Source organism: Myxococcus sp. AB036A, assembly GCF_006547355.1.
Taxonomy (GTDB): domain Bacteria; phylum Myxococcota; class Myxococcia; order Myxococcales; family Myxococcaceae; genus Myxococcus; species Myxococcus virescens.
On sequence record NZ_VHLC01000031.1, the window covers coordinates 52,810 to 69,772 of the forward strand.

Genomic DNA, 16,963 nt, shown 5'->3' on the forward strand with positions numbered 1-16,963 from the left:
TCGCCCTCTGTCACACACGGGAGTGTTCGCGGTGGCCTTGACCACAGAAGCTTTTGGACTGACCGACGTCGGCCGCAAGCGGCAGCACAACGAAGACGCGATGCTGGTGGATGCGGCACTCGGTCTCTACGTGGTGGCTGACGGCATGGGCGGTCACGCGGCCGGCGAGGTTGCGAGCAACCGGGCCACGGAGGTCGTCAAGCAGCACATCTCCGCCAACCGCCACCTGTTGAAGGACCTGGGCATCAACCCGACGCCGGACAGCCGCTCGGCGGCGGCGGCGCTCGTCGAGGTGGCCGTCCAGCGCGCGTGCGCGGACATCTACCGGACGGCGATGTCGGACGCGACCAAGCGCGGCATGGGCACGACCTTCGTGTGCCTCGCGGTGGGCGGCAACAAGGGCGTCATCGGCCATGTGGGTGACAGCCGTGTCTACCTGGTGCGGCATGGCCAGTGTCACCGGCTGACGGAGGACCACACGCTGGTCGCCGCGCAGCTCAAGGCCGGCACGATTACCAAGGACCAGGCCGCCAACTCGCAGTACCGCAACGTGATTACGCGCGCGGTGGGCATCCAGGAGTCCGTCCAGGTCGACACGCTCATCGTGGACCTGGTGCCTGGGGACATGTTCATCCTCTGCTCGGACGGCCTGCACGGCTATGTCGAGGACGAGGAGGTCCTTCCGCTCATCGCCGGCATCGCGCCCGCAGACCTGCCCAAGCGCTTCATCGACGTCGCCAACGAGCGCGGTGGCAAGGACAACATCACCGCGGTGGTGGTGAAGGTCGCGGGCGAAGGCTCCAGCGTCAGTGAGGAGTCGAGCGAAGCGCAGTCGCGCATGGAGGCGCTGCGCAAGATTCCGCTCTTCCGTCACCTCACCTACAAGGAGCAGACGGCGGTGCTGTCCATCGCGACCACCCGCACGTATCCCGCAGGGCGTGAAATCGTGGTGGAGGGGCAGCCGGGCGAGGAGCTCTTCGTCGTCATCCGGGGCCGGGTGGCCATCGAGAAGAACGGCGTGGAGATCGCCGAACTGCGCGCGGGTGGCCACTTCGGAGAGATGGGGCTCATCGACAACGCGCCGCGTTCAGCGACGGTGCGGGCGACGGAGCCCACGCGCACCATGGTCATCTCGCGGCCGGACCTGATGGGCCTGATGAAGCGCGAGTCCATCCTCGCGGTGAAGATGCTCTGGAGCTTCGTCCAGGTGCTCAGCGACCGGCTTCGCGCCACCAACTCGGAGCTCAGCGAGGCACGGCAGGAGCTGGCCGTGGCCCAGGCGATTGCTCCGTTCGCCGAGGAGTAGGAGGACGCGTCATGGCCCCTCGTCGACCGAAGCAACTCCGTCCGGAGTCCCAAGCACGTCAGACGCCCCAGGTACGTTCGCGCCGTTCCGTTGTCGGAGGGCGACGCATGGCGAGGGCGGTGGGCGGCGACGTGGTGGTGAAGTTCCTGGGCGAGGTGGTTGAGCTGCGCCATGAGCTGAGGGCGACGCAGGGGGACGTCGAAGGCATGGCGATGAGCATGGGGTCCATGCGCGCCGGTATGGCGACCATGCGGTCGAACATGGCGACCATGCAATCGAACATGGTGGCCATGCAGACGAACACGGTGGTCATGCAGACGAACATGGCGACCATGCAGTCGAACATGGTGGCCATGCAGACGAACATGGCGGCCATGCAGTCGAACATGGACTCCATGATGGGCAATATGGAGACGATGATGTCGACCGTGGAGTCCATGATCGTGGGGCTGCGTTCCGTGTCGGGACGCATGAGCCGGATGGAGGCCCACGCGGGCCGCATGGCCCAACTGCTGACTTCCATGGCGGATTCGACCCAGGAGCGTTTCGAGCGGGTCGAGAAGCGCCTGGATGACCTCGAAGACAAGCTGTAGGCGCGGCTCGCCCATGCGTTCGGGAAAGGACGCGTCCGGAATTTTCAGGGGGAATCGGCCGTTCCGCGCCCGGCCCCGGGCTAACGTCCGCGCCGTCTGCGCATGCGCAACTGGATTGTCATAGGCGTGATGGCGACCCTGCTCGCGGCAGGGGTGGTGTGGCTGTGGCCCGGCACGGAGACGGGGCCCGCCGCTCGCGACACGCACGCCTCCACTGGCAAGGCTCTGCCGGAGTTCGCCGCCGTGGACGTGGCCTCCGCGGGCGAGGGGCTGGCGCTCACGGGACGTGTGCTGGACGCCTCGGGTCGTCCCGTCGCGGGCGCGGAGGTGTTCCTGGCCGCCAGCGCGGAGCGGACGCTCCTGGGCGTTCATTGTGATGCGTGTGGCCAGGCGCTCCTGTCCTGCTCGGCGCGTGAGACGGCGCTGCACACGCTGGCGTTCTTCGAGCAACAGCAGGGCTTCCTGACGCCGCGGGCCACGGTCAGCACGGACGCGGAAGGGCGCTTCCGCTTCGAGCACCTGGCTGGCGTGTCCTTCTCCGTGTGGGCCCGCGCGCCAGGGCTGGGCGTCGCGCTCCGCGAGAGGGCCGCGCCTGGGGACCCGGTGGAGCTGTACCTGCCGCCGCTGCGCACCCTGGTGGGGCAGGTGGTGGACGAAGCCGGCCGGCCCTTGGCCGGGGCTCACGTGCACGGAATGTCGCGGCGGGCGCCGCTGCCCTTCGAGTCCACGAGCGGAGCGGATGGCCGCTTCACCCTGACGGGCCTGGGCGAAGGGCCTTTCTATGTGTTGGCCACGGCGGAGGGGTACCTGCCCGCGGTAGGGGCGCAGGTGGAGGCGGGGCCACAGCCCGTGCGCCTGAAGCTGACGCCCGCGCGCACCCTGGAGGTTCGCGTCACCCGAAACGGTTCCCCCTCGGCCGCGCTAGTACGGCTGCGCGCGGACCACCTGTCGCGGGAGCTGCGCACGGACGGCACTCCGGTGCGCTTCTCCGGCTTGTATCCGGACCAATTGGTGGTGACCGCGGAGGCCAAGGGCCTGGCGTCCGTGCCCCGCGTCTTGACGTTGGACGAGCGCGTCACCCAGGTGACGCTGGCGCTGGAGGAAGCGGGGAGCCTGCTCGTCACGGTGGTGGATGAAGATGGGCAGCCCGTGCCGCAACCGGAGCTGCTGTTGCGCATGCCGACGGGGGAGGTTGTCCGGCAGGAGCGCGGTGGCACCGGCGCGTTGGTGACGCTGGGCCCCCTGGCCGTGGGCAACTACGTGCTGACCGGGCAGGCCGAGGGCTTCCGTGATGCGCAGCTGCCCGCGAAGGTGACTTCAGGGGAGACGGCGCTCGAACTCGAGATGGAGCGCGCCACCGTCATCAGCGGGCAGGTGCTGGATGTCTATGGCCGGCCCGCGCCGGGCGTGTCCGTGTTGGTGCAGCCCACGGGCGCGTCGACGCTGGCGGACGCGGAAGGGCGCTTCAACGCGCAGGTGCCCACGCCGGGGCTCTACGAGCTTCATGCGCACCACTCGGAGTGGGGCGGTGGCCAGTTGAAGGTGACTGCGCCGGCCACCGACGTACAACTGGCGCTGGAGCCTCGCGCGTCGTTGGAAGTGACAGTCTCCGCCGAGGGCCGCCGCGTGGAAGGCGCGGACGTGGTGCTGTGGGTTGAGCAGCAAGGCATCTTCCGGAGTGACCGGCCGTCCGGCTCGGATGGCATGGTCCCGATGCGCGGGATGCCCGCGGGCACGTATTCGATGATGGCGTCCCATTCCGACTATCAGCCGTCGGATCGCCGGGAGGTGACGCTGACGGATGGGCAGACGCTGAAGCTGGAGGCGGAGCTGAAGCCCGGAGCGCCGCTCAATGGCGAGGTCGTGGACGGGCAGAACGCTCCGGTAGCGGGCGCCACGTTGGTGGTGGTGCCCCGTGGCGCGGAGCCCGTGCAGTCCGACGCGAGCGGCCGTTTCGAGTTCCGCGCGCTGCGGCCGGACCGGGGCTACCGCTTGGAGGTGAGGCACCCGGGCTATGATCAGGTCGAGCGCGCCGAGGGCAAGGCGGGTGGCCCTCCGGTGCGAGTGGTGCTCAGGAAGCGCGACGTCTATCGCGGGCGCGTCATGGGCGATGACGGTGAGCCGGTGCGCCGCTTTCGCGTGGACGAGCACGATGTGAATGCACCGGATGGCCGCTTCGAGCTGCCGTTGCCCACGGCGGGCGACCGCGTCATCGCGTCGGTGGATGCGGCGGGCTACGAGCCGCAGATGGTGGACCGCCCGGCCTCGCCTGACCTGGGAGACCTGGTGCTGGAGAAGCTGCCGGGTGTCTCGGGCCGCGTGGTCGACGAGGGCGGTGGGCCGGTGCCAGATGCCGTGGTGTCGTGCGACGTCTGTGACGACTCCGTGCTCTCCGGGCCGGACGGCACCTTCACGGTGGCCAGCCCACCCTATGTGACGCGTTACTCGCTCACGGCGCGCAAGGGGCGGCTGAGCGCCACCCAGTCGTTGGAGCGGGGCTCGCGGGGACCGGTGGAACTCAAGCTGCGGCAAGCCACGCGTTTGAGCGGCCGGGTGTACCGCCCGGACGGGAGCCCCGCGGCGGGCTTCGAGGTCGAGGCCGTCAACGCGGACCGCAGCGAACCGCTCACCATCGTCACCGGGCCGGATGGCGGCTACAGCGTGGAGATCTCCCCGGGCAACTACCGCTTCGCGCTGGGCGCGAACCGGGAGTTCTCTGGCGAGCCGGCGCTGGTGGTGCAGGTTGGCGGCTCGGAGATGTCGCTGGACCTGGGCCCGGCGCCGGGCACCGCGTCGCTGGCCGTCCAGGTGAAGCCGGAGCGGGGCCGGGCGCTGTGGGTCGTCGCGGGAGAGCTGGGGGCGGTGGGCAATCCTCCGGCGGTGGCGTTGATGCGCTCGCGCTGGGCGCAGCTCGTGTACCAGCCCCGGTCGGAGCAGGTCCGCCTGAGCGGCCTGCGGCCCGGGCGCTACACGCTGGTGTGGGGCAACTTCCACGTGGAGACCCCAGGCGGACCGGAGGTCCGCGTCGTGGATGTGCCTTCGAGCAGTGACGTCGTGATGATGGCCCACTGAGGCCCTGCCGGGACGGTTGCGAGCCCGCCTCCCCGCGCATTAGGAAGCCGCATGGACGTGACGACTCTGAAAGGCCGCCGGGTGGTCGTTGGCGTGGGTGGCGGCATCGCGGCGTACAAGGCCTGCGAGCTGGTGCGGGAACTGTCGCGTGCCGGCGCCGAGGTGCGGGTGGCCATGACGGAGTCCGCGCGCCAGTTTGTCACCCCGCTTACCTTCCAGGCGCTCAGCGGGCACCCTGTGCTCACGGACTATTTCGACCCTGCCCAGGAGGGGAACTTCGGCCACCTGGACCTTGCGCGGTGGGCCGAGGCGTTCGTCGTGGCGCCGGCCACCGCGGACCTGCTGGCCCGCATCCGCGCGGGCATGGGGAACGACGCCGTGACGACGTCGCTGCTCGCGTTCCGGGGGCCGGTGGTGCTGGCGCCGGCGATGAACGTGGCCATGTGGGATAATCCCTTGACGCAGGAGAACCTGGCAGCCCTGCTGGCCTATCCGCGCTTCTCGCGCGTGGGCCCGGGCGCGGGGATGCTGGCCTGTGGTGACGTGGGGGAGGGGCGGCTGGCGGACGTTCCAGCCATCGTCCAGGCGGTCGCGGCGCGTTTCGGCGCTGGCCCACTGGCGGGGAAGCGGGTGCTGCTGACGGCGGGCCCCACGCGCGAGTTCCTGGACCCGGTGCGGTTCATCTCCAATCCCTCCACGGGGAAGATGGGCATGGCGCTCGCGCACGCGGCCCGGACCCTGGGCGCCGAGGTGACGGTGGTGCTCGGTCCCGTGGGCACCGTGGAGCGCGGAGGCTTGGAGGTCGTGGACGTGGTGAGCGCGGACGACATGGCGCGCGAGGTGCTCTCACGGGTGGGCACGGTGGATGCGTTCATCGCCACGGCGGCGGTCAGCGACTGGCGTCCGGAGACGCGAGCGCCGCAGAAGGTGAAGAAGGGCGCTTCGACGTCGCCCGAGGCGCTGACGCTCGTGCGCACGCCGGACGTGCTCGCGGAGGCCTCCCGCCAGGTGGCGGGACAGCCAAAGCGGCCGGTGCTGGTGGGCTTCGCGGCGGAAACGGAGCGCGTGGTGGCGCACGCGCGCGAAAAACTGGAGCGCAAGGGGCTGGACGCGATTGTCGCCAACGACGTGACGGCCCCCGGCGCGGGCTTTGGAACGGACACCAACCGGGTGACAGTGCTCACGCGTTCGGGTGCGCAGCATGAATTCCAGGGCAGCAAGCGCGAGGTGGCGCAGGCCCTCATCGAGTTGCTGCTCGTGTCACCGTCCTAGCGGGGCTCCATCACCGCGAGGGTGACGGTGGTCTTCGACACGAGCCGGGGTGTGCCGCCGGAGACGGCGTGGACCTCGGACTCCGTGACGATGAGCCGGCGGCCGGCGCGCAGCACCCGGGCCTTGCACCGCAGTTCTTCACCGGACGCCGTCTGGAGCAGGTGGACGGTGAAGCTGGTGGACAACACCCGCTGACCCTTGCGGACCACGGAGAAGGCCGCCGCGCCCGCCGTATGGTCCGCCAGCGTCGCCTGGACACCCGCGTGGATGACGCCGTCCTGCTGCAGGTGTCGGGGCTGCACCACCAGCCGGGCCTCCACCTCGCCGGGGCGGATGGCCACGGGCTGGATGCCCAGGTCCATGACGAAGGCGGCCGATGTGAACAGGTCCTCCGTGTCCTGGCGGTAATCCGGGTTCTGGTGCTCCATGGCGGCTCCTCGCTGCGCGACACCGGGTTGGGGGCGGAAGATAGCGTGGGCCCGGGGCGTCTCCAGGGCGGATGGCTGGGGGCAGGGCGGGGTAGGACTCCAGGCGTGGGCCTGGAACAGCTCTGGTGGGAGGCGAACAGCCAGCTTGGGCGTCCGCTTCCTTGCGCATGGGCGCCACGTCCGATACCGATCCAGGACCGTGATTGATGACACGCCCGAGGCCTCGCAGGACCTGAGCGCCCTGCTGGACGATGTGCGCCGCCACCTCCTCTGGCAGGAGGAGGCCGCTGGCCGGGTGCTGATAATTGACGCCAAGGCGGCGCTCGAGCTCCAACGCTCGGCTCCCTCCTTACGCGCGCGCTTTGCCCGGACGCAGGGGGCTGCGGACGCTGCGCCTCCTGCCCAGGCGCCGCTGCCCCGGCCGCCGCTGGCGAGCCCGGCACCGGAGCACCGGTCCATTGGCACGGAGCGGCCGGGCCCGGCGGCTCCTGCTGGTGCAGCGGGACCGCTGGGAGTCGGTGCCGCAGCGCCGGCCCGGATGCCGCCCCCGTCCACGCCTCCCATGCGTCCGGGGGGCATGGCTCTCGGCGCCATTGAGGGCCAGCCTCCGGCGCCTCGGTCGCCGGTCACGGGAATGCGTGTGGATGCGCCGCCGCCCACGTCGCGGCCCGCTGGGGCGCTGCCTGGAGCGGCGAGCGGCGAGCGGCCGATGCTGGACGAGATTCGCCGGGAGCTGGGCGACTGCCAGCGCTGCAAGCTGTGCTCGACGCGCAAGAACCTCGTGTTCGGCTCGGGCAACCCCCGCGCGGAGCTGGTGTTCGTGGGCGAAGGCCCTGGGGAGAACGAGGACCTGCAGGGTGTGCCCTTCGTCGGCGCGGCCGGCGACCTGCTGACGAAGATGATTGGCGCGATGGGCTACCGCCGCGACGACGTCTACATCTGCAACGTCGTGAAGTGCCGGCCACCGGGGAACCGCAATCCGGAGCCGGAGGAGGTTGCCGCCTGCGAGCCTTTCCTGCGCGCGCAGTTGGCCGCCATCCAGCCCAAGGTGGTGGTGGCGCTGGGCAAGTTCGCGGCGCAGACGCTGCTGCGGGACAGCACGCCCATCACCCGCCTGCGTGGCAACTGGCGCACCTACGAGGGCATCCAGCTGATGCCCACCTTCCACCCGGCGTACCTACTTCGCAGCCCGGCGGAGAAGCGCAAGGCATGGGAGGACCTCCAGGCGGTGATGAAGGTGCTGGGGAAGCAACCCGGTTCGCGCGCGTAGCCGCGGGCCCGATGAAGGGAATGCACGGATGAATGGATTGCTGGAGTCGAGTGAGCTGCTGTCACCCGCGCTGGAGTCGAACCCGCTGGGGGACCCGGCTCGCCGCAAGCTCACCGTGTACCTGCCGCCGGGTTACGGCGCGGATGAGAGACGCTACCCCGTCGTCTACTTCCTGCATGCCTTCGGCAACAGCGGCGGCTCGTGGACGAACGCGTCGGGCTTCGCGCCCACCGTCCCCCAGCGCCTGGACGCGCTCGTCGAGTCGGGCGCGATTCCGCCCGTCATCGGCGTCTTCCCGGATGCCTGGACGTCGCTGGGTGGCAGCCAGTGGGTGAACAGCGACGCCATTGGCCGGTACCGCGACTACCTGACCAAGGACGTGGTGGGCTTCGTGGACCGCACCTACCGCACCCTGCCGAAGGCGGCCTCGCGCGCCGTGGTGGGGCACAGCTCCGGTGGCTACGGCGCGCTGGTGATGGGCCGCTACCACCCGGAACTGTTCTCCCACGTGGGCGCGCACGCGGCGGATTCCTACTTCGAATACTGCTACCTGCCGGACCTCCCGAAGGCCGCGGCGGCGCTGCTGAAGGCCGGCGGCGTGGAGGCGTGGCATGCCGAGTTCCGGGCGCGCGTGAGTGAGACGAAGATGCGCGGGGACGACTTCCCAGTGGTGAACGTCCTGGCGATGGCCGCCGCGTATTCTCCGAAGAAGGGCGAGCCGCTCAACGTGGAGCTGCCCTTCGACGCGAACACGGGCCGGCTGCGGCTCGACGTGTGGAACCGGTGGCTGGTGCACGACCCGGTGCGCTTCGTGCCCAAGTTCATGGACGCGTTCCGGAAGCTGAAGACGGTGTACCTGGACTGTGGGACGCGTGACGAGTTCAACATCCGCTGGGGCACGCGGATGCTCGCGGAGGACTTCAAGAACGCGGGCGTGGAGCGCGTCCACGAGGAGTTCGAGGACGGCCACTCCGGTGTGTCGTACCGCTTCGCGCGCTCGCTGTCCGTCCTGGTGCCGAACCTGGCGCAGGACTGACGCACGGGGCCAGGGCCTGTCGCGCGGTGGTCGGGATGCCCGCTGGGGGACGCCCCGGCCCACCGCGCGTGACGTGGCGCTGGCCTTTTCCCTGCCCGAGCGGGTAGACGCCTCCCTGGGTGCGCCCCGCCGTGGCGGGGCCGGGCGCCCGACAACCTTCAGGGAGACGGGAACATGAGCATCGACCTCTACGGGCTGTCTCGCGTCGTTGGCGAGAAGGGCGTGCTGCCCCAGCGCGCGAAGCAGTTGGATCCTTCGCTGCCGTGCCGCGAGTCCGAGCTGCTCATCGACGTGGAGAGCCTCAACATCGACGCCGCGTCCTTCAAGCAGATCAAGGGCGAGGTGGGCGGCGACGCGAAGCGCATTGGCGAGCGCATCCAGGAAATCGTCCGTGAGCGGGGGAAGATGCAGAACCCCGTGACGGGCTCGGGCGGCATGTTGATTGGCCGCGTGAAGGAGCTGGGCGCCAGGCACCCCGCTCGCGAGCTGCTCAAGGTGGGCGACCGCATCGCCACGCTGGTGAGCCTGACGCTGACGCCGCTGGTCATCGAAGAGGTGAAGGCGGTGCACGCGGACATCGACCGCGTGGACATCCGCGGACACGCGCTCCTGTTCGCCAGCGGCATCTACGCGAAGCTGCCCACGGACATGCCGGACACGTTGGCGCTCGCGGCGCTGGACGTGTGTGGCGCGCCCGCGCTGGTGGCCCGGCACGTGCGGCCTGGCATGACGGTGGCGGTGCTGGGCGCGGGCAAGAGCGGGGCGCTGTGTCTGGCGCAGGCGCGGCGCAACCTGGAGAGTCGGGGCAAGCTGCTGGCGCTCGACGTGTCGCAGGGCGCGCTGGACCTGCTGTCCGGCATTGGCCTGTGTGACGTGGCCCTGAAGGTGGACGCGACTCAGGGCGTGGACGTCATGGAAGCGGTGAGCCAGGCGACGGGCGGTCAGCTCTGCGACCTGGTGGTCAACTGCGCCAGCGTGGGCAACACGGAGATGGCCACCATCCTGTCGGTGAAGGACGGCGGCACGGCCATCTTCTTCTCCATGGCCACCAGCTTCACCGCGGCGGCCCTGGGCGCCGAGGGCGTGGGCAAGGATGTCACCATGGTGGTGGGCAACGGGTACGTGCCCGGCCACGCCGCGCTGACGCTGGACCTGCTGCGCACCGAGCCGGAGCTGCTCCAGCTCTTCGGCACGCGATACGTCTAGCAGTCGAGCCGTCTGGCCCGATGCCCAGCGGCGTCTTCGCCGGGATGGGGCCTCCTTGCCTCATCCCGGGCGGAGCAGCACCTTCGTGTCATCGCGCCGAGGCGGACGTCTCCGGCGCGGTGGGCGCCTGGGGCACGGGCGCGTTCGGCTCCTGCGTGCGTGCCCAGTCCTGGGCGCTGCGGCCGCTGCCATCGCGCACGTCAGGGGAGGCCCCCTGCTGCCGGAGTTGGTCCACCACCTCCTTGCGGCCGAACAGGGACGCGAACATCAGCGCCGTCTGCCCGAAGCGGTTGCTCTGGTCCACCGCGCAGGGCTGCTGATTGAGCAGTCCCACGATGTCCGCGTAGCCCTTGAAGGCCGCGCCCATGAGCGCGGTGTTGCCGTTGTTGTCGCCCGCGCACGCATCCGCACCGGCGGAGAGCAGGGCGCGCACCGTGTCCACATGCCCGTGGTACGCGGCGAGGATGAGCGGCGAGAAGCCGCGAGCATCTCGCGCCTCCACCGGCGTACCCGCCTGGACGAGCCCGGCGACGATGTCCGTCTCTCCGGCACGGGCGGCGGCCAGCAGGTAGCGCTCCGCCTCGCTCGTGGCCAGCAGACGCCCTTGCGGCGCGGGCGTGGCGCGCAGGGACATCCACGCGGCCGTCAACACGCCGGCACCCAGCATCAACAGGCCCAGCGTTCCCAAGAGCAGCTTGCGAATCATGTCGGACTCCAGAAGAGAGGGGACCTGCTCCCGCTGAGGGAAGACCGGGATGCGACGGGCGGCGAGAGGGGGGGAGTCGCCGGGCGCCACCACATCCCGGCCTTCTCCCAGGGGGAGTGGCGGGAAGCGCCGGGCCCTGGCGGAGCCAGCCATGCCAGGGCCCGGAGATGAACGAATCAGCGGGCGGCGAGCGTGGCCACGGCGGCCTTGGCGTCGTCCAGCTTCACGTTGACCGCCTTGGCAAGGCGGGTGCCGTAGTCGGGGTTGGCCATGAAGAAGTGACCCACCATGCGCGCCTTCACCCTGGCATCACGCACCTTGTTCAGGTCCGCGGCCAGGTTCTTGATGAGGCGGTCCTTCCCGCCCGCGTCGAGCGCCAGATAGAAGGCGCCGGCCTGCGCGAAGTTGTCCGACTTCTCGATGCCGCGCTGCTGCGTGGTGCCGCTGAGCGGCGCGTTGGAGAAGAGGTACGGCGGCGCGTCCTGCGTCTCACGGCTGACGCTGGGCTCGTAGTTCACGTCCGACTTCGTGTTGGCGAAGTTCATGCTGCCCGCCTCGTTGTTGTTGCTCACCGTCGCGCGGGCCCGGTTGATGGGCAGCGACTGGTAGTTGGCGCCAATGCGGTAGCGCTGGGTGTCGGCGTAGGAGAACAGGCGGCCCTGCAGGAGGCGGTCCTCGGAGGGCTCGATGCCCGGCGGCTGCACGCCAGGGGAGAAGGCCGCCTGCTCGGTCTCCTCGAAGAAGTTGTCCGGCATCTTGTTGAGCGTGAACCTGCCCAGCTTGATGGACGGCACCTGCGCCTCGGGCCAGATCTTCGTCGCGTCGAGCGGGTCGAAGCTGAACGTGTCCAGCTCCTTGGGGTCCAGCACCTGCACGCTCAGCTCCCACGAGGGGAACTTTCCCGCGCCAATGGTGGCGTAGAGGTCCGTGGTGGCGTGCTGGTGGTCCTCGGAGATGACGCGGGCGGCGTCCTCGGCGGTGAGGCTCTTCACGCCCTGCTGCGAGCTCCAGTTGAACTTCACGTACTTGTATTCGCCCTTCGCGTTGACGAACTTGAAGGCGTGGACGCCGTGCCCGTTCATCTGGCGGTAGTTCGCCGGGATGCCGATGTCCGAGTACACCTGCGTGAGCATGTGCGTCGACTCGGGCAGGTGAGAGAAGAAGTCGAAGGAGCGGTTCGGGTCCTGCTTGTTCGTGATGGGCGACGGCTTCAGCGAGTGCACCATGTCCGGGAACTTGATGGCGTCGCGGATGAAGAAGACGGGCAGGTTGTTGCCCACCAGGTCCCAGTTGCCCTCGTCCGTGTAGAACTTGAGCGCGAAGCCGCGAGGATCGCGCAGCGTCTCCGGCGAGCCCGTCGGATGGATGACCGTGGAGAAGCGCACGAACATCGGCGTCTTCTTGCCCTTGGCGGAGAAGAGGGACGCGCGCGTCAGCTTGGAGAAGTCGCCGTAGCTCTCGAAGGTGCCGTAGGCGCCGGTGCCGCGGGCGTGGACCACACGCTCGGGGATTCGCTCACGGTCAAAGCGCGCCAGCTTTTCGATGAGGTGGAAGTCCTCCAGGAGGACGCCGCCACGCGGGCCGGCCGTCTTGGAGTTCTGGTTGGTCCCCACGGGGGAGCCGGTGTCCGTCGTCAGGGGAGGGGGCGTCGCGGCGACGGCGGCCGAACCGCCAAAGAGAATGGCGGTCAGAAGCAGGGAGCGGGTTTGCAAGGGACTCTCCTTGTCTCAGGGGGTAAGGCAGTCCCGTCCTAAGCAGGGGACATGCCACCGCTCGATTCCGAATGATTCCAGTGGGTTATCTGTTGAGTCCAAGAACGCCCACCGAAAGAGCGGTGGCACCACCGTCCTGTCGGTGGAGGTGATCACCGGCCCTTCGGTGCTTTGAACTCGGAACCGATAATGCGGTGCAGCAACGTTATACAGGTGCGCATCGGCGCTACCCGCTGGCGTTCGGGCGGGTAAGGTGCGTCCATGCCAGGCCCGTTCATTGAAGACGCGCGGATTGAAAATGCGCGCAAGCTGGCGGACGAAATCGTCAACCCGATCTTCGACCTCATCCGCCGTAACACCACTGTTTCGACCGAGCGCACTGTGTTGCGCTTCTTCGGCCTCTCTGGAGCTGGCGCGCGGGGCGTGCCGCTCGCCAACCTGATGGTGGACAAGCTGAAGGCCGCCGGGGTGCTCAACAAGGGCGCCGCCTACTGGTACGGCCGCGCGCTGCAGTTGGGCGCGAAGAGCCCGCTGGAGGCCGTGGAGCGGCTGACGGCGCTCCCCACGGAGAAGCTGGCCCCCTTGTCGCCCGAGCAGGAGCACAACCTCCGCGAGGAGGTGCGCGCGGAAGCCCGCGCCGCGCTCGATGACCTGAAGGCCCGCATCGCCCAGCGCGAAGAGCTCCGCAAGCAGTTCCCCATGCCCCCGGCGCCGCACAAGTACGTCATTGTGGCCACGGGCAACATCTATGACGACGTGGACCAGGCGCGCGCGGCGGCCCAGGCGGGCGCGGACGTCATCGCCGTCATCCGGTCCACGGCGCAGTCGTTGCTGGACTACGTGCCCCACGGCGCGACGACGGAGGGCTACGGCGGCACCTACGCCACCCAGGAGAACTTCCGCATCATGCGCGAGGCCCTGGACGACGAGAGCCGCAAGCTCAAGCGCTACATCCAGTTGACCAACTACTCGTCCGGCCTCTGCATGTCGGAGATCGCCTTCTGCGCGGCCTACGAGAAGCTGGACATGCTGCTCAACGACGCGATGTACGGAATCCTCTTCCGTGACATCAACATGCGGCGCACGTTCATCGACCAGTACTTCAGCCGCCGCATCTGCGCCCTGGCCGGCATCATCATCAACACCGGCGAGGACAACTACATCACCACCGCGGACGCGTACGACGCGGCCCACACCGTCATCGCCAGCCAGTTCATCAACGAGTGCTTCGCCAAGCGCGCGGGCCTCAAGGACTGGCAGTTGGGCATCGGCCACGCGTACGAAATCGACCCGTACCGCGAGGACACGCTGCTGCTCGAGCTGTCCCAGGCCATGCTGGTGCGCCGCTGCTTCCCGGACGCGCCGTTGAAGTACATGCCGCCCACCAAGCACAAGGAGACGGACATCTTCTTCAGCCACACGTACGACGTGATGGCGAACCTGGTGGCCATGTGGACTCGGCAGGGCATCCAGCTGCTGGGCATGATGACGGAGGCCATGCACACGCCGCTCCTGGCGGACCGCTACGTGGCGCTCAAGTCCGCGGCCTACATCCACCGCGCGGCGCGAGGCATCGACGAGGAGTTCACCGTCCGCGAGGACGGCAAGATCGCCAACCGCGCGCGCGAGGTGTTCGCCCGGGCGGAGCAGCTGCTCCAGGAGTGCCGCGACGAGGGCATGGTGACCGCCATCGGCCGGGGCCACTTCGGTGACGTGAAGCGCGAGGAGACCGGCGGTAAGGGCCTCGACGGCGTGCTGGAGAAGGCGCCGGACTATTTCAACCCGTTCCTGGAACTCCTGGAGGCGCAGTGATGCTCGGTTCAATCCTTGCCATGGTCCTCTCCGCGGGCGGCTCCGCGGATGCGCTGGCGCAGGTCCAGGTGAAGAACGTGTCCATCCAGGTTCCCGCCTCGTGGAACCGCACCGAGGCGGATGGGACGAGCAAGTTCCAGGCGCCCAGCGGGGACGCCTACTTCCTGGTGGACGTGGGCGCCGTGCAGACGGCGGGCATGAAGGCCCAGACGTGCGTGGACAAGATTGTCGCGTCCATTGGCGGCAAAGGCTGGGAGCGTCTGAAGGTGGGCGCCCAGCCAGCGGCGAAGCGTCAGGAGACGGACGTGGCGCCGGATGGCAGTGGCGCGGTGGATTCCGTGACGTATGTGGGCTGCGACGGAAAGACGACGTGGTCGGTCGTCTTCTACCTGGAGCAGACGAAGAAGGAGCGGTTCGCTCCGCTGGCCCAGAAGGTGGGCTCCAGCGTCAAGATTCAGCGGGCCGGAGGGAAGTGAGCCGATGGTGAAGCCGAGCAAGCAGATCATCCGTCCCTACGGCGACCGGCGGGACGACGGCGTGGTGCAGCTGTCGTTCACCCTGCCGGTGCCGTTGTCCGAGAAGGCCAAGGAGGCCGCCGCCGTCTTCACGAAGAAGATGGGCTTCACTGACGTGAAGGTGGCTGCCGCCGAGCGCGCCGCGGACACGTACACCTTCTTCATCGTCTACGCCCGGTCGTCCGTCGCGCTGGACTACGCCGAAATCGACGTGCCCGAAGTCGTCGTGAAGAAGATGTCCTTCGACGACCTCAACGCCTTCATCAAGGAGAAGGTGAAGCGGCGCATCGTGGTGTTCGGCGCCTGCACGGGCACGGACACGCACACGGTGGGCATCGACGCCATCCTCAACATGAAGGGCTACGCGGGCGACTACGGCCTGGAGCGCTACCCCTGGTTCGAGGCCTTCAACCTGGGCAGCCAGGTGCCGAACGAGGACCTCATCAAGAAGGCCCTGGCGCGCAACGCGGACGCCATCCTGGTCAGCCAGGTCGTCACCCAGCGCGACGTGCACAAGGACAACTCGCGGCACTTCATCGAAGCGGCGAAGGCTGCTGGCATCCACGGCAAGGTTCAGCTGCTGCTGGGCGGGCCCCGCGTGGACCACAAGCTGGCGCTGGAGCTGGGCTTTGACGCCGGCTTCGGGCCCGGCACCAAGCCGTCCGACGTGGCCAACTACATCGTCCACGCGCTCCTCAAGAAGGAAGGCAAGGAGCCGAAGGACGCGCACTATCAGGGGGAGCCCCAGTGAGCACGGGAACGAAGGCGGTCATCCGGCTGCGCATGAGCAGCCACGACGCACATTACGGCGGCAATCTGGTGGACGGCGCGCGGATGCTGGGCCTCTTTGGCGACGTGGCCACGGAGCTGTGCATCCGCAGCGACGGGGACGAGGGCCTGTTCCGCGCCTATGACTCGGTGGAGTTCCTGGCCCCGGTGTACGCGGGCGACTTCATCGAGGCGGAGGGCGAAATCGTCAGCGCGGGCAACACGTCGCGGAAGATGCGCTTCGAGGCTCGCAAGGTCATCAAGCCGCGGCCGGACGTGAATGACTCGGCGGCGGATGTCCTGTCTGAGCCGGTGGTGGTGTGCCGGGCCACGGGGACGTGTGTGGTGCCCAAGGACAAGCAGCGGGGGCAGACATGAGCACGCCCATGGTCATCACCGCGGCCATGGTGGGCGCGGAGACGACGCGCGAGCAGACGCCGCACCTGCCCATCACCGCGGAGGAGATCGCCGAGGACGCCGCGCGTTGCCGCGAGGCCGGCGCGGCGATGGTGCACCTGCACGTGCGCACGCCGGACGGCAAGCCGTCGCAGGACGCGGAGTTGTTCCGCGCGGCCATCCGCGCCATCCGCAAGCGCACGGACGTGCTCATCCAGACGTCCACGGGCGGCGCGGTGGGCATGACGGTGGACCAGCGCTGCGGGCCGCTGACGCTCACCGGCGAGGACCGGCCGGACATGGCCACCTTGACGACGGGCACGGTGAACTTCGGCGAGGAGGTCTTCTGGAATCCCCGGCCGCTCGTGCGTGACATCGCCCGGCGCATCCGGGCAATTGGCCTGCGGCCGGAGCTGGAGTGCTTCGACGTGGGCATGATTGACGAGGCCCGCTATCTGGCGAAGGAAGGGCTGGTGGACCTGCCAGCGCACTTCGACTTCGTGCTCGGCGTGCCGGGCACGTTGCAGCCGCGTCCGGAGGTGCTGGACTTCATGATTGCCTCGCTGCCGGAGGGCTCCACCTGGACGGTGGCCGGCGTGGGGCGTCACCAGTTGGCCTACGTGGACGAGGCGGCGAAGCGGGGCGGCAACGCGCGCGTGGGCCTGGAGGACAACATCTACGTGTCCAAGGGCGTGCTCGCGAAGGGCAACTGGGAGCTCGTCGCCGAGGCGGCGAAGCGCGCGCGTGCCCATGGCCGCGAGCCCGCCACGCCGGAGCAGGCGCGCAAGTTGTTGCGGTTGTCGTAAGCACCGCCGGACGCATCGTGACGGCCGCCGCCCGAGTCCTGTCGGGCGGCGCCCGTCTCTGGCGT

15 protein-coding genes are annotated in these 16,963 nt (G+C 69.1%); 12 read left to right on the top strand and 3 right to left on the bottom strand.

The features are described from left to right. Positions 1-22 precede the first annotated feature (22 nt). The 4 genes from FL344_RS15205 to coaBC all read left to right on the top strand — a co-directional run bounded on the left by FL344_RS15205 (position 23) and on the right by coaBC (position 6,243). Entirely contained in the window at positions 23-1,306 is a 1,284-nt protein-coding gene (locus FL344_RS15205; RefSeq protein WP_090490810.1) for a Stp1/IreP family PP2C-type Ser/Thr phosphatase, read from the top strand. A gap of 107 nt (positions 1,307-1,413) precedes the next feature. Next, positions 1,414-1,899: a hypothetical protein gene (locus tag FL344_RS15210; RefSeq protein ID WP_141619049.1), complete on the top strand. Its 486-nt coding sequence runs from the start codon at positions 1,414-1,416 to the stop codon at positions 1,897-1,899. 102 nt (positions 1,900-2,001) lie between these two features. Continuing rightward, positions 2,002-4,971, top strand: a complete 2,970-nt coding sequence (locus FL344_RS15215) for a carboxypeptidase regulatory-like domain-containing protein (RefSeq protein WP_141619050.1) — start codon at positions 2,002-2,004, stop codon at positions 4,969-4,971. Between the two features lie 51 nt (positions 4,972-5,022). Continuing rightward, positions 5,023-6,243: a bifunctional phosphopantothenoylcysteine decarboxylase/phosphopantothenate--cysteine ligase CoaBC gene (gene coaBC / locus FL344_RS15220; RefSeq protein WP_141619051.1), complete on the top strand. Its 1,221-nt coding sequence runs from the start codon at positions 5,023-5,025 to the stop codon at positions 6,241-6,243. Here the strand turns inward: coaBC and FL344_RS15225 are convergent. After that, positions 6,240-6,671: a PaaI family thioesterase gene (locus FL344_RS15225; protein ID WP_141592923.1), complete on the bottom strand. Its 432-nt coding sequence runs from the start codon at positions 6,669-6,671 to the stop codon at positions 6,240-6,242. The genes coaBC and FL344_RS15225 overlap by 4 nt on opposite strands. A 199-nt stretch (positions 6,672-6,870) precedes the next feature. On the opposite strand from FL344_RS15225, the gene FL344_RS39090 reads away from it, so the two are divergent. The 3 genes from FL344_RS39090 (at position 6,871) to FL344_RS15240 (ending at position 10,183) form a co-directional block, all read left to right on the top strand. Then, positions 6,871-7,941, top strand: a complete 1,071-nt coding sequence (locus FL344_RS39090) for a uracil-DNA glycosylase family protein (RefSeq protein ID WP_228565070.1) — start codon at positions 6,871-6,873, stop codon at positions 7,939-7,941. A 28-nt stretch (positions 7,942-7,969) separates the two neighbouring features. Continuing rightward, positions 7,970-8,977, top strand: coding sequence for an esterase family protein (locus FL344_RS15235; RefSeq protein WP_011554393.1), 1,008 nt, complete (start codon positions 7,970-7,972; stop codon positions 8,975-8,977). 174 nt (positions 8,978-9,151) lie between these two features. Then, a complete protein-coding gene (locus FL344_RS15240; protein WP_141619052.1) occupies positions 9,152-10,183 on the top strand; it encodes an L-erythro-3,5-diaminohexanoate dehydrogenase in 1,032 nt (343 codons plus the stop codon). Between the two features lie 88 nt (positions 10,184-10,271). Here FL344_RS15240 and FL344_RS15245 read toward each other — a convergent pair whose 3' ends face one another. Then, positions 10,272-10,889 carry an ankyrin repeat domain-containing protein gene (locus FL344_RS15245; RefSeq protein ID WP_141619053.1) on the bottom strand — a complete coding sequence of 206 codons (618 nt, stop codon included), beginning with the start codon at positions 10,887-10,889 and terminating at the stop codon, positions 10,272-10,274. A 176-nt stretch (positions 10,890-11,065) separates the two neighbouring features. Next, complete coding sequence (locus FL344_RS15250) at positions 11,066-12,601, bottom strand: catalase (protein WP_141619054.1); 1,536 nt, start codon at positions 12,599-12,601, stop codon at positions 11,066-11,068. A gap of 261 nt (positions 12,602-12,862) precedes the next feature. Here FL344_RS15250 and FL344_RS15255 point away from each other — a divergent pair, with 261 nt between their 5' ends. The 5 genes from FL344_RS15255 to FL344_RS15275 are packed head-to-tail and all read left to right on the top strand — an operon-like array spanning position 12,863 to position 16,898. After that, on the top strand, positions 12,863-14,413 hold the full coding sequence (locus FL344_RS15255; protein WP_140863887.1) for a lysine 5,6-aminomutase subunit alpha: 1,551 nt from the start codon (positions 12,863-12,865) through the stop codon (positions 14,411-14,413). Next, on the top strand, positions 14,410-14,889 hold the full coding sequence (locus FL344_RS15260; protein ID WP_141593921.1) for a hypothetical protein: 480 nt from the start codon (positions 14,410-14,412) through the stop codon (positions 14,887-14,889). The genes FL344_RS15255 and FL344_RS15260 overlap by 4 nt, the downstream gene beginning before the upstream one ends. A gap of 4 nt (positions 14,890-14,893) precedes the next feature. Continuing rightward, on the top strand, positions 14,894-15,679 hold the full coding sequence (locus FL344_RS15265) for an OAM dimerization domain-containing protein (RefSeq protein WP_141593920.1): 786 nt from the start codon (positions 14,894-14,896) through the stop codon (positions 15,677-15,679). Then, positions 15,676-16,074 carry a hotdog fold domain-containing protein gene (locus FL344_RS15270; protein WP_201800494.1) on the top strand — a complete coding sequence of 133 codons (399 nt, stop codon included), beginning with the start codon at positions 15,676-15,678 and terminating at the stop codon, positions 16,072-16,074. Before FL344_RS15265 ends, FL344_RS15270 begins: the two co-directional genes overlap by 4 nt. Next, positions 16,071-16,898: a 3-keto-5-aminohexanoate cleavage protein gene (locus FL344_RS15275; protein WP_011554385.1), complete on the top strand. Its 828-nt coding sequence runs from the start codon at positions 16,071-16,073 to the stop codon at positions 16,896-16,898. The genes FL344_RS15270 and FL344_RS15275 overlap by 4 nt, the downstream gene beginning before the upstream one ends. The last annotated feature ends 65 nt before the right edge of the window (positions 16,899-16,963 follow it).